Annotated in this window: 12 protein-coding genes; 8 read left to right on the forward strand and 4 right to left on the reverse strand. The window is 59.3% G+C overall.

Features of this window, described 5'->3' with window-relative positions; translation table 11 throughout:
• The first annotated feature begins 52 nt into the window (after nucleotides 1–52).
• On the forward strand, nucleotides 53–1,054 hold the full coding sequence (gene gap, locus Q0C28_RS01230; RefSeq protein ID WP_293572826.1) for a type I glyceraldehyde-3-phosphate dehydrogenase: 1,002 nt from the start codon (nucleotides 53–55) through the stop codon (nucleotides 1,052–1,054).
• A gap of 76 nt (nucleotides 1,055–1,130) precedes the next feature.
• Nucleotides 1,131–1,274, forward strand: a complete 144-nt coding sequence (locus Q0C28_RS01235) for a hypothetical protein (RefSeq protein WP_293572827.1) — start codon at nucleotides 1,131–1,133, stop codon at nucleotides 1,272–1,274.
• Nucleotides 1,275–1,500: 226 nt separating this feature from the next.
• On the opposite strand, the gene coaD is transcribed toward Q0C28_RS01235, so the two are convergent.
• From coaD to Q0C28_RS01250, 3 genes are all read right to left on the reverse strand, one after another.
• On the reverse strand, nucleotides 1,501–1,995 hold the full coding sequence (gene coaD / locus Q0C28_RS01240) for a pantetheine-phosphate adenylyltransferase (RefSeq protein WP_293572828.1): 495 nt from the start codon (nucleotides 1,993–1,995) through the stop codon (nucleotides 1,501–1,503).
• Between the two features lie 247 nt (nucleotides 1,996–2,242).
• The gene (locus tag Q0C28_RS01245; RefSeq protein WP_293572829.1) at nucleotides 2,243–2,677 is read right to left on the reverse strand and encodes a CBS domain-containing protein; all 435 of its coding nucleotides are present in this window, start codon (nucleotides 2,675–2,677) and stop codon (nucleotides 2,243–2,245) included.
• Nucleotides 2,678–2,735: 58 nt separating this feature from the next.
• Nucleotides 2,736–3,632 (reverse strand): LysR family transcriptional regulator, encoded by an 897-nt coding sequence (locus Q0C28_RS01250; RefSeq protein WP_293572830.1) that lies wholly within the window; start codon nucleotides 3,630–3,632, stop codon nucleotides 2,736–2,738.
• A 147-nt stretch (nucleotides 3,633–3,779) separates the two neighbouring features.
• Between Q0C28_RS01250 and Q0C28_RS01255 the strand changes: the two genes are divergently transcribed.
• From Q0C28_RS01255 to Q0C28_RS01265, 3 genes are all read left to right on the forward strand, one after another.
• Nucleotides 3,780–5,279, forward strand: a complete 1,500-nt coding sequence (locus Q0C28_RS01255; protein ID WP_293572831.1) for a CoA-acylating methylmalonate-semialdehyde dehydrogenase — start codon at nucleotides 3,780–3,782, stop codon at nucleotides 5,277–5,279.
• 208 nt (nucleotides 5,280–5,487) lie between these two features.
• On the forward strand, nucleotides 5,488–6,621 hold the full coding sequence (locus tag Q0C28_RS01260; protein ID WP_293572832.1) for a fatty acid desaturase: 1,134 nt from the start codon (nucleotides 5,488–5,490) through the stop codon (nucleotides 6,619–6,621).
• Between the two features lie 285 nt (nucleotides 6,622–6,906).
• Nucleotides 6,907–7,509, forward strand: coding sequence for a L,D-transpeptidase (locus Q0C28_RS01265; RefSeq protein ID WP_293572833.1), 603 nt, complete (start codon nucleotides 6,907–6,909; stop codon nucleotides 7,507–7,509).
• A 279-nt stretch (nucleotides 7,510–7,788) separates the two neighbouring features.
• Here Q0C28_RS01265 and Q0C28_RS01270 read toward each other — a convergent pair whose 3' ends face one another.
• Nucleotides 7,789–9,531 (reverse strand): tetratricopeptide repeat protein, encoded by a 1,743-nt coding sequence (locus tag Q0C28_RS01270; protein ID WP_366934217.1) that lies wholly within the window; start codon nucleotides 9,529–9,531, stop codon nucleotides 7,789–7,791.
• Nucleotides 9,532–9,819: 288 nt separating this feature from the next.
• On the opposite strand from Q0C28_RS01270, the gene Q0C28_RS01275 reads away from it, so the two are divergent.
• Genes Q0C28_RS01275 through mmsB form a run of 3 tightly spaced genes read left to right on the forward strand, consistent with a single transcriptional unit; the run spans nucleotide 9,820 to nucleotide 12,896 of the window.
• Nucleotides 9,820–10,965 carry an acyl-CoA dehydrogenase family protein gene (locus Q0C28_RS01275; protein ID WP_293572835.1) on the forward strand — a complete coding sequence of 382 codons (1,146 nt, stop codon included), beginning with the start codon at nucleotides 9,820–9,822 and terminating at the stop codon, nucleotides 10,963–10,965.
• Nucleotides 10,966–10,973: 8 nt separating this feature from the next.
• Entirely contained in the window at nucleotides 10,974–12,017 is a 1,044-nt protein-coding gene (locus tag Q0C28_RS01280; RefSeq protein WP_293572836.1) for an enoyl-CoA hydratase/isomerase family protein, read from the forward strand.
• Complete coding sequence (gene mmsB / locus Q0C28_RS01285) at nucleotides 12,018–12,896, forward strand: 3-hydroxyisobutyrate dehydrogenase (protein WP_293572837.1); 879 nt, start codon at nucleotides 12,018–12,020, stop codon at nucleotides 12,894–12,896.

A 12,896-nucleotide genomic window follows, 5' to 3' on the forward strand; every position in this document is an offset into this window, starting at 1 on the left:
GTGATTTGGGCGCTATAGCGAGGACAAGTCTGCTGGTTTTGGAGAAACGCATATGACCATCAAAGTCGGGATCAACGGGTTCGGCCGCATCGGGCGCTGCACCCTGGCGCATATCGCGGCCTCTGGCCGGGAAGATATCGAAGTGGTCAAGGTCAATGCGACAGGCCCGCTGGAAACGGCTGCACATCTGCTGAAATACGACAGCGTCCACGGGCGTTTCCCCAATGAGGTGACATTGGGCGAAGGCACCATGAACCTGGGCCGCGGCGACATGCAGATGTTCTCGACCTACAATATGGACGAGCTGGACTGGAGCGGCTGTGACATCGTTCTGGAATGCACCGGCAAGTTCAACGACGGCGAAAAAGCCAAGGCGCATCTGGCGCAGGGCGCCAAGAAAGTTCTGCTTTCGGCACCGGGCAAAAACGTCGACAAGACCATCGTGTTTGGCGTCAATGATGACCAGCTGCGCGCCGGGGATGTCATGGTCTCTAACGGATCCTGCACCACCAACTGCCTGGCTCCGCTCGCCAAGGTCCTGGATGAAACCGTGGGCATCGACAGCGGCATCATGACGACAATCCACGCCTACACCGGCGACCAGCCAACCCTGGACCGCCGCCACAGCGATCTGTACCGCGCCCGCGCTGCTGCCATGGCGATGATCCCGACCTCCACTGGCGCTGCCAAGGCACTGGGAGAGGTGCTGCCAAACCTCAAAGGTCGTCTGGACGGCTCCGCGATCCGCGTGCCGACACCGAATGTGTCAGCCGTGGACCTGACCTTCCGCGCCTCCAAGAAGACATCTGTGACCGAGATCAATGCGATCATGAGCGAAGCCGCCAAGGGGTCCATGTCGCGTGTTCTGGGGTATGAGCCTGCGCCGCTGGTGTCTGTGGATTTCAACCACACCGAACACAGCTCCATCTTTGCGCCAGATCAGACCCGCGTCGTTGAAGAGCAGCTGGTCCGCGTTCTGGCCTGGTATGACAACGAATGGGCCTTCTCGGTGCGTATGGCCGATGTGGCCGTGGCCATGGGTCGCCTGGGCTAAGCCCCGCACACAGACTTGTTTTCAAACGCTCGGTCAGGCATATCTGATCGGGCGTTTCACGTTTTGGATCCCCAACATGACCAATCAGATTTCTCTTTGGCTCGGCGGTCTCCTGCTGGTGGCGATCGCTGTTGATGTGACGCTGTTTGGCCCCGATCACATGCTGTTTCTGGGCAAGCGCCTGTTTGAGCTGATTGATTGGCTGGCCTTCTGGCGGTGAGGGCCGCGCTGGTCACGGTCCAGACATCACCAGGCGCAACCATCTACAGGCGAAATCATCTACAGACGCATCCATCTAAAGACACAACGGTGACCGCTGCAAAACCGCTGAGGCGCAAAGCGCGCCACAATCCCGCCTGATCCAAAGCGCCTGAGGCCCACCACAAGCCGCCGCCAATCTGAGACCTAGCAGGTGGACCCGGCGACGTGCGCCGGGGATCCGGTGTTCAGCCTTTCAGCCGCTTGATCAATTCTTCTTCGACCATCGGCGGGACAAATTTCGACACATCCCCACCAAGACGCGCGATCTCCTTGACCAGTTTGGAGGCAATCGCCTGATGGCGCGCTTCGGCCATCAAAAACACGGTTTCCACCGAACTGTCGAGCGCGCGGTTCATGCCAACCATCTGGAATTCATATTCGAAATCGGCAACCGCCCGCAGGCCGCGCACGATGATCTGCGCGCCGACATCGCGGGCGCAATCGATCAACAGGTTCTCAAACGGATGGGCGACAATCTCGGTGCCGGTCTGTTCGCTCAGCTTGGCGCATTCCGCTTCGATCATGGCAACCCGCTCTTCCAAGGAGAACAACGGCCCCTTGTCGCGGTTGATCGCAACGCCGATCACCAGCTTGTCGACCAAAGCACTGGCCCGGCGAATGATGTCGATATGCCCCAAGGTGATGGGATCGAATGTCCCGGGGTACAAGCCAATACGCATAAGGCCCCTCCTGCCTGCTGGTTGGTTGCGCGCAGGCAAACATGTTTTTTGCCCGCCGCGCAAGAGCGTGAAAATACCGAATATTCTCGCGTCATCCCATCGGTCGCGACGTCACCCCTGCAGGCACCTGCGGGTTTGGCCGGATAGCGCTGTTCAGACACACTATGCGACAGGGGAAGATCGCGACGGGGAAAGATCGCTCAGCGGGTGTGAGCGATCAAAACCGGTGTGGTATCTCCTGGGGCAATCAGTGCCCCATGATCATCCCTTCCAGCGCATTCTTTTCCATCGCCACTTCGGCCAGCTGCGCCTTGACCACATCCCCCAGTGACACCAGGCCGATCAGCTTGTCATCTTCCACCACCGGCATGTGCCGGAACCGGCCCTCTGTCATGTCTTTCAGCACCTGTTCCACATTGGACTGGCTGGTGCAGGTCACCAGTTTGCGGGTCATGTAATCTGACACCGCCCCCTCCATGCAGGACGATCCGCTGCGCGCCAGTTCCCGCACAATGTCGCGCTCCGACAGGATGCCATCGGCGGTTTCACCGTTTTCGGAGACAACGACGGTGCCGATTTTATGGTCTGCCAGCAGTTCCGCGGCCTGTGAAATGGTTGCATTGGGCGCGATTGTGACCACACCAGAGCTTGCCTTTGACTTCAGAATGAATTGAATCAGCATGGGCGCTCCTCAGTTGTTATAATAACTTGCGTCTCCTGAGGGTTGCGGGATCGCTGGTTCAAGTCAAGCCTTCCAGCCGGGTCACCTCATCGCGCAGCCCCTTCAGCAAAGCCTGCGCAAATCGATTGAGCCGGTCGCTGCGCTGATCGCCCTGATGGCGCACCAGATAAAAACTGCGGGTCAGGCTGATCTTGTCAGTCAGCACTTTGCGCAGGGAGCGGTGCGACGGCAGGGTGAAATCATGCGCTACACAAAGCGCTGTGCCTTCGGCGGCCATTTTGATCTGCACCGATACCGAATTGGAGGCCAGCGCGACGCGTTCCACACCCAGATCATTGAGGTAATCCAACTCGCGGTCGAAGATCATGTCGGGAATATAGCCGATCATCTTGTGCCGTTTCAGATCCTCCAGCTTCTCGATGGGTGGATGGTCGCGCAGATAATGACGTGATCCGACAAGGTGCAATTTATAGTCGGTGATTTTCTGCACCAACAACTGGCCCGCCGTGGGCGCACTGACCGTGACCGCCATATCCGCCTCGCGGCGCGACAGGTTGATCACCCGTGGCAGGGCCACGATCTGAATATCAAGATCAGGATTGTCTTCGCTGATGCGGGCGCAGACCTGGGGCAACAGGTAGTTGGCGCTGCCATCCGGCGCCCCAATGCGGATCTGTCCCGACAGAGTGTCGCTGGGCCCGACCAAGGCCTCCTGGCCTGCGCGCATCGCCTGCTCTGCCGCCTCGGCATGGCTCAACAGCCGGTCCCCTGCGGCGCTCAGCGCGTAGCCTTGCGGGGATTTCACGAACAACGGCGTCTCCAAAGCCTCTTCAAACCGTGAAATCCGCCGTCCCACCGTGGCCGGATCCATCTTCAGCGCCCGGCCCGCCCCCGACAGGCTGCTTTCCCGCGCGACCGCCAGAAACACCCGCATATCATCCCACTGTGGATCCATGAGCCTGTTCTCCTCATCGTGTTACAGCCCCTCGTTAAGGTGCTGTTAACCCTTTGCGTTCCTGCAAAGCCTCTTTGGGATCTTTCCTCTTTTGGGATCATTTTTGCAAGCCTAGGATGACGCCAACTGCAAAAAGAGGAGGATCCGATGCAAGAACTCGGTCACTTTATCAACGGTCAGATTGTTGCGGGCACCTCGGGCCGCAGCGACGACGTGTTCAACCCGGCAACGGGCGAATCCCAGTACAAATGCGCCATGGCCAGCGCGGCGGAAACCACCGACGCCATCGAAAAAGCGGCCGCTGCTCAGCCTGCATGGGGCGCCACCAACCCGCAAAAGCGCGCCCGCGTGATGATGAAAATGGTCGCGCTGATGAACCGCGACATGGACAAGCTGGCCGAAGCGCTGTCGCGCGAACACGGCAAGACCATCCCGGACGCCAAAGGCGATCTGCAGCGCGGTCTGGAAGTGATCGAATACTGCATCGGTGCGCCACAGATGCTGAAGGGTGAATTCACCGACAGCGCAGGCCCCGGCATCGACATGTATTCCATGCGCCAGCCGCTGGGTGTTGTCGGCTCCATCATGCCCTTCAACTTCCCCGCAATGATGCCGCTGTGGCACGTGGGCCCTGCCCTGGCCTGCGGCAACGCTGTGGTCCTGAAACCGTCCGAGCGCGACCCATCCGTTCCGCTGATGCTGGCCGAGCTGTTCGTCGAGGCGGGCCTGCCTGCCGGTGTGTTCCAGGTCATCAACGGCGACAAAGAAGCCGTGGACACTATCCTGGACAGCGAAATCATCCAGGGCGTGTCCTTTGTGGGTTCCACCCCGATTGCCCAGTACATCTACTCCCGTGCGACAGCCAACGGCAAACGCGCGCAGTGCTTTGGTGGCGCCAAAAACCATCTGATCGTGATGCCTGACGCCGACATGGACCAGGCCGCTGACGCGCTGGTTGGGGCCGGTTTCGGCGCCGCAGGCGAACGCTGCATGGCGATTTCCGTGGCCGTTCCGGTGGGCGAAGAAACCGCAGACCGGCTGATCGAAAAGCTGATCCCGCGCATCGAAAAGCTGAAGGTCGGCCCCTACACCGCCGGAGACGACGTCGATCTGGGCCCAGTGGTGACCGCAGCTGCCAAAGACCGCATTCTCGGCCTGATCAACTCCGGTGTCGAACAGGGCGCAACCCTGGTGGTCGACAACCGCGACTTCAAACTGCAGGGCTATGAAGACGGCTTCTTCGTTGGCCCGCACCTGTTTGACCACGTCACACCCGACATGGACATCTACAAGCAGGAAATCTTTGGCCCCGTTCTGTCCACCGTCCGCGCTGGCACCTACGAAGAGGCGCTGAAGCTGGCAATGGACCACGAGTACGGCAACGGCACCGCGATCTTCACCCGCGATGGCGACACCGCGCGCGATTTCGCAAGCCGGGTCAACATCGGCATGGTCGGCATCAACGTGCCAATCCCTGTGCCGCTGGCCTATCACACCTTTGGTGGCTGGAAGAAATCCATGTTTGGCGATCTGAACCAGCATGGCCCGGACAGCTTCAAGTTCTACACCCGCACCAAGACCGTGACCTCGCGCTGGCCGTCGGGCATCAAGGAAGGTGGCGAGTTCAACTTTAAGGCGATGGACTGACCCTCAGCTCACCGCAGCTTAACGCACGCATGGCCTTGGCACCCGCCGGGGCCATGTTGCGTTTTGCAGACCGCTTTTGTCGCGATGGCGGTAAAATAACAGAAAGTGACTGAAAAAAGCCGGATCCGACGTTGTGTCGCGGTAATTTTGCTTGCTCCGTTGGCTCGTTGCTTTATCCGGCAAGGATAAGAACAAAGATGTCAGGTCGATGAGCACAGAAGATATGTCCCCCAAGTCGCAGACCGCGCAAGCAACAGCCCCTGTTTCCGCACGCGCCCAATCCGGCGTAGCCCCCACCTCCGGCGCATCCAGCCAATCCGACGCGCCAGGTCTCTCGGGCCGCAGCGCCCGCGAATGGACCAAAGTGCTGGCGCAATACCGCGATCCCAGCACCCTGCGCAGCAGCTTTGAATTGGCTGTCACCGTGGTGCCGTTTGTTGCGTTTTGGGCGCTGGCCTGGTGGTCCCTGTCGGTGAGCTACTGGTTGACACTGGCGCTGAGCCTGCCGATCGCGGCCTTCCTCTTGCGGCTGTTCACAATCCAGCATGATTGCGGCCATGGCTCGTTCTTTCAGAACCGCCATCTCAGCGACTGGACCGGGCGGATCATCGGGGTTCTGACGCTCACCCCCTATGATGTCTGGCGCCGCACCCATTCCATTCACCACAGCAGCCACGGCCATCTTGGCAAACGCGGTATGGGCGACATTCACACCATGACGGTGGCCGAATACTACGCCGAAGGCCGCTGGGGTCGGTTGATGTACCGTCTGTACCGTCATCCCATCGTGCTGTTTGTGCTTGGACCCGGGTATCTGTTCTTTCTGCAAAACCGTATCCCCTTTGGCCTGATGGGGCAGAAACGCTATTGGGCCAGCGCGATGGGCACCAACCTGTCCATCCTGATTGCGGTGGCGGTGATCTGGTACATCGGTGGGCTGATGCCAGTGCTGCTGATTTTTGTGCCCGCAACGCTGATCGCGGCGACAGCTGGTTTGTGGCTGTTTTACGTCCAGCATCAGTTTGAGACCACCACCTGGGAACAGGAAGACGCCTGGCAGCTGCATGACGCGGCGCTGCACGGCAGCTCACACTATGTGCTGCCACCGGTCCTGCAATGGCTGAGCGCCAATATCGGCATCCACCATGTCCACCACCTCTACAGCCGCATTCCGTTCTATCGCCTGCCAGAGGTGCTGCGCGATCACGACGAGCTGGCGCAGAGCAACCGGATGACCATCCGTGAGAGCTTTGCCAATGCACGGCTGCATCTGTGGGACGAGGACAGCAAACGCCTGCTTTCGTTCGCCCAGGCCCGCGCGCTGATCCATCAGCCGACCTGAGCGCGAAGATACAATCTGCTGCGCGGCCGATGCCTTGCGATCGCGCCCCCAATGGATCCAGTACAGTGTGGGGCGGATTGTCTTGGGCCGCGCGCAGTCTTATGCGGCAGGCATTGCAGGTCTTGGATCCCGTGAATGCGCGCTACACGACAGTGTCCGTACACAACAGTGCCCGCTACACAACCTTGTGAGGTGGCCTGAAACCCCCGATCAGCCTCTTGGGAAACCGCTCCACCGCGCTTAAGTTGCACGCCAAAAGCAACGAGCAGCTGACCGAGGTTTCCCATGCACAAGGCCAAACTGACCCGCCGCACCACACTTCTTGGATTGGGCGCAACCCTTGCCACCCCAACCGTGCTGCGGGCACAATCCGATGATGCGTTCCCACAAACCGAACGCCCCATCAGCGACCAAGTGCCTGTGAAGCGCAATATTTCCTCGTTCCAACAACAGGACTGGCGCGCGCATTTCGACGAATTGGGCGTTGGCTGCATCCTGGCCGACATCGACTCCCGAGCATTGCACTATTGGGGCGGGGATGGCGAAACCTATCGGCTGTTCCCCTCCTCCGTCCCGATGAGCGAAGAGCTGACCAAACGGGGCTATTCCGAAATCGTGCGCAAACGCGAAAACCCCAGCTGGACGCCGACCGCATCAATGCGCGAACGCGACCCGAGTTTGCCCATCCGTATGAACGGGGGCGAACCCGGCAACCCGCTCGGCACACGGGCGATGTATCTGACCTGGCCCGCCTATCTGGTGCACGGAACCCACGACACCCGCAAGATTGGCCGCCAAAGCAGCTCTGGCTGTATCGGGCTCTACAATCAGCACGTCGAGGAGCTCTACGACCTGGTCGAAATCGGCACCAAAATCCGCTTGTTATAAGCAACGAGCGTTGGGGGGATCTTTGCCGCCAGATCTCCCTGCGCTGGGGCCGATCAGAATGTGCTGGTGGGGCCTGAGCGATTTAGCCGCCTTAAGAGAGACCTCACGCTGGGTACAGCGAACATCGGCTGTCCCATCGCGTCGGAGCAGTGGTCAACAGTCGGGTGGCGCCCAACTAGGCGTGTTCATCGCGGCTATGCATCGGCCGCAGGATAAGCGGCTCCCGATCCCGAGAACCGCTTGATTTAGCACCGACCACTGATAATCCGCGTGTAGAGGTCAGAGCCCCATATGCTCCGGCTTCTTGCCCGCATCATAGTGGCGCACCGCCTTGGTCAGCAGCGCTTCGAAATCGCGTGTGTACTGCTCACTATCATAAAGCGGCGTGGCAAACACATTGTCGCTCAGCTTCTGTTTGATGGCAGCCAGCGCCTCTCGATCGGTCGCCAGTTTCAGCGCCAGCTCGAAATATGCCTCTTTGCTATCGCAGGCCAGTTCCGGGCACCCGATGGCGTGCACAATACTGGTCGCAACCCGCGCCGCAAACTGTTGGCCCGTCTTGGTGACAACAGGCACGCCAGCCCACAGCGTTTCACTGGCCGTCGTGTGTGCGTTACACGCAAACGTATCAAGGAAGATGTCGACCAGCGTGATCCGCTCAAAATGGTCTTCCGTCGCGCATCTCGGGGCAAAAATCACTCTGTCCGCTCCAACCCCGCGCTTTTCCGCTTCCTGCTTGATGTTGACTTGAATTTCTTCTCGATCTGCGAGGAACCACAAAACGCTGTCTGGAACTGCCTTCAGCAGCTTCATCCAGACATCAAACTCTTCCGGGCCAACCTTGTTTGGGTTGTTGAAACTGCCAAAAACAATTGCGTCTTCCGGCAAACCGAGCTGAGCGCGGGTAAACTTTTTCTTGGGCAAGGGTCTTGTGTTGTCATTGGGCTGATAGCACTGCGGCATATACAGGATTTTCTCTGACATGTGCTTGCGTGCCTCCGCGGGGATGGTCAGCGGATCGGCCAGAAAATAATCGATTGCCTTTAAACCGGTTGTCCCCGGATAACCAAGATAGGACACCTGAACCGGCGCCGCACGGTTGGCAAAAATCCGCATCCGCCCCCCAGTTGTATACCCCTTCAAATCCAAGGCGGCATCGATTTTGTCAGCGCGCGCAATCTCCGCCACCTCGAAATCGGTTTTATCTTTAACGGAGAGATACTGATCCGAGTTCTTTTTCACGAACTCCGTCAAATCTGGGTCGTGTGTCGCGGTGTAGTCATAAACAAAAATCTCGAATTTATCGCGATCATGGAGTTCAAGAACCCGTCTGAGCAATTGCATCGTGGCATGGTGAAAGAAGTCATTGGAGAAATATCCAATCCGGATCTTCCGGTTTTCAGCACTGTCTCTTTCAAATCTCACTACTGTCGGTGCTACCTTGGTCATCCTCTTTGCTGCCGCGACCGCGCGGCGTTTCAGCAAAGTTGGATTGTCGGAAAACAGGAAAGGTGTGAATTGATCGCCCTTCGCCACGGCGTTGCCAAGCACGCGTTCAACGTTTTTTGTGTCCTCGTAAATCGACCAGTCGCAAAAATCCAACTTGAGCCGCATCATACGCACAAGGGTCGAAGCGTCCTCTGGATCCAGTTGATGCGCCGTCTCAAAAAACGCTTTGGCATCAACCACCCGTTTCGCCTCCATAAGGATCGTTCCGACAGCGGTATACCAAGCCGGGTTTAGAGGTTCGAGTTTGACGGCGCCCAATATCGCTTTCACTGCCTGATCAAACCGCTTCGTGACCCAGTAAACCTGTGCCAATTGCGCCCACAACACCGCAGCATTTGGGATAGCTTCGACAAGTTCCGTGTATAGTTTTTCCGCCAAGGCGAAATCGCCGTTTTGGATTGCCTTTTCAGCGGTGACAATAATGTTGCGATATGTGTCCCGCGCAAGATCAGGATGTGCGGTTTTCCAATCAATCGCGATATCAAGCAGATCTTTGCGCAACGGCTTGTTCATGGGGGCTGACCCTTCACCTGACGGGCTGGCAATCCAGCCGGGTTGTAACAAATTTCCGACAGATTGATCGAAAAAGCCTAAGAAACGGTTCACCTGTGACCGGCAGCCACGGGTTTCTGCACGCTGTAAGTGTTGCCCCCGACGTCACAGCATTCCTGCACTGCCGATTTGCATGGCTGCCGCTTGCTCTGTCGCGGCGAGAGCGCTAAGAAAGAAACAATCGTTCAATTATCACGACCCGTGCGGTCTGCATCGTTCGGGCCGCGTCTACACGAGGGAGGACATGCCGTGGATTTTGCGTTGACCGAGGAACAGACCGCCATTTTCGATATGGCCTATGGGTTTGGCCAAGAGCATATCGCCCCCTTTGCCCGCCAATGGGAGGCTGACGGCACCATCCCCAAATCGCTCTGGCCCCAGGTCGGAGAGCTGGGATTTGGCGGACTGTACGTCAGCGAAGACGGCGGCGGCGCGGGCCTCTCACGTCTTGATGCCACATTGGTGTTCGAAGCGCTCTCGATGGCCTGCCCCTCTGTTGCGGCCTTTTTGTCGATCCACAACATGTGCGCCAAAATGCTGGACAGTTTTGCCAGCGATGAGATGAAATCCCGCATCATGCCGGATGTTCTGTCACTGAACACTGTGCTCAGTTACTGCCTGACCGAACCGGGATCTGGTTCGGATGCGGCGGCCCTGAAAACCCGCGCCAGCCGCACCAACACGGGCTACACGCTGAACGGTACAAAGGCGTTTATTTCCGGCGGCGGATACTCCGATGCCTATGTCTGCATGGTGCGCACCGGCGAGGATGGCCCCAAAGGCATCTCGACGGTCTATGTCGAAGATGGCACAGCAGGTCTGTCCTTCGGCGGGCTCGAAGACAAAATGGGCTGGAAAAGCCAACCCACCGCGCAGGTACAGTTCGATGACTGCGCAATCCCGTCTGAAAACCTGGTTGGCGAAGAAGGCGCCGGGTTCAAATACGCCATGATGGGGCTGGACGGTGGCCGCCTGAATATCGCGGCCTGCTCGTTGGGGGCCGCGCAGATGGCGATCAATATGACGCTGCAATACATGTCCGAGCGCAAGGCATTCGGCCAGTCCATCGATCAGTTCCAGGGCTTGCAATTCCGCCTGGCGGATATGGAAATCGAACTGCAAGCCGCCCGTGTTTTCCTGCGCCAAGCGGCCTGGAAACTGGATCAGGGCGCTCCAGATGCCACCAAACATTGCGCCATGGCCAAGAAATTTGTCACCGAATCCGGGTCCAAGGTTGTCGATCAATGCCTGCAGCTGCACGGCGGCTATGGCTATCTGGCCGACTATGGCATCGAGAAACTGGTTCGCGATCTGCGGGTGCATCAGATCCTCGAAGGGACCAATGAAATCATGCGCTTGATCACCGCCCGCCAGATGCTGGCCGAGCACCGTTGAGCCTGACCATGGATGATATCTCTATCCGCCAGGTCGGCCGCGCCGGTCGCATCACCCTCACCCGTCCCAAGGCGTTGAATGCGCTGAGCTATGACATGTGTCTGGCAGTTGATGCCGCATTGAAGCAATGGGCCAAGGATGACAGCGTCGATCTGGTGGTCATGGATGCCTCAGGCGACAAAGCCTTCTGCGCCGGCGGCGACATTGCCGAGCTGTATCAAACGGGCACCTCTGGTGATTTCGCCTACGGGCAGACCTTCTGGCGCGATGAATACCGGATGAACGCCCGGATCTTCGAATACCCCAAACCGGTGGTGAGCTTCCTGCAAGGGTTCGTCATGGGCGGCGGTGTCGGCCTTGGCTGTCACGGCAGCCACCGGGTGGTCTGTGACAGCACCCGCATCGCCATGCCCGAGGTCAGCATCGGTCTGATCCCCGATGTGGGCGGCACCTTGATGCTGGCGATGGCCAGCGGACGCCTTGGCGAGTATCTTGGTCTCACCGGGGCACGGATGCGCGCGGCCGATGCGATCTACGCGGGCTTTGCCGATCTGTTCATCACGCAGGACCAATGGCCCGACCTGATCGCAGAACTGGAAACCAGCGGTCAGATTGACGCCCTGAGCGAGGCCAGCAGCCCAGCAGGCGAGAGCCGTCTGCAGGCCCAGCAGCCCGACATCGATCGCCTGTTTGCGGGCGGCAGCTACGGCGATATCCTCGCTGCGCTGCGCGCGGATACCAGCAGCTTTGCGCAGGACACGCTCACCGCGCTCACCGTCAACGCGCCCCTGTCCCTGGCCTGCACCGTGGAGCTGCTGCACCAGCTGCGCGCGGCCCCGCTCAGCATCCGCGCGGCGCTTGAACTGGAATACCGATTTACGCACCGGGCGATGCAACAGGGTGATTTCCTGGAAGGCATCCGCGCGCTCATCATCGACAAGGACAAAAGCCCGAAATGGCAGTATGACGATCACGATGTCCCGGCCCAGGCGGTTCAGGCGCTGTTGCAGCCCCTTGGAGCCGAGACATTGCGATTTGAGGAGGACAACTGAATGAACATCGGATTTATCGGGCTCGGCAATATGGGCGGCCCCATGGCCAGCAATCTGGCGCGCGCCGGTCACACCGTCACCGGATTTGACAGCGCGGATGTTGCGGTAGAGGGCGTCACTATGGCCGCCTCCGCCAAAGCTGCCGCAGAAGGTGCCGAAGTCGTCATCACCATGCTGCCCAATGGCGACATTCTGCGCAGTGTCGCCGCCGAACTGGTGCCCGCGATGGCCAAAGGCGCGACGCTGGTGGATTGCTCCACCGTTGATGTGAACAGCGCCCGCAGCGTGGCGCAGGACTGCACAGAGGCAGGGTTGCAATGGGTGGATGCGCCTGTTTCGGGCGGCATTGGCGGTGCTGCGGGCGGCACTCTCACCTTCATGGCAGGCGGCAGCACCGCCGCATTTGCGGCCGCAGAACCGCTATTTGACATCATGGGCCAAAAGGCTGTGCATTGCGGCGACGCCGGCGCCGGACAGGCGGCCAAGATCTGCAACAACATGATCCTCGGCATCACCATGATCGGCACCTGCGAAGCCTTTGCGCTGGCGGACAAGCTTGGTCTCGACCGACAGAAAATGTTCGATGTGGTCTCCACCTCGTCAGGCTACAGCTGGTCGATGAACGCCTATTGCCCCGCGCCGGGCGTGGGCCCGCAATCGCCTGCGGACAATGACTACACCCCCGGCTTCGCCTCCGAGCTGATGCTCAAGGATCTGCGCTTGTCGCAGCAGGCCGCCGACAGCGTGGATGCAGACACCCCAATGGGTGCCCTGGCGCAGGCGCTTTATGCGCTCTTCGTCGAAGAAGAAGGCGGCGCAGGCAAGGATTTCAGCGCCATGCTGCCGCGTTTCGTCAACAGCAGCCGCCACGACCGCTGA

The sequence above is a fragment of the Phaeobacter sp. genome, assembly GCF_022825805.1.
Lineage (GTDB): Bacteria > Pseudomonadota > Alphaproteobacteria > Rhodobacterales > Rhodobacteraceae > Phaeobacter.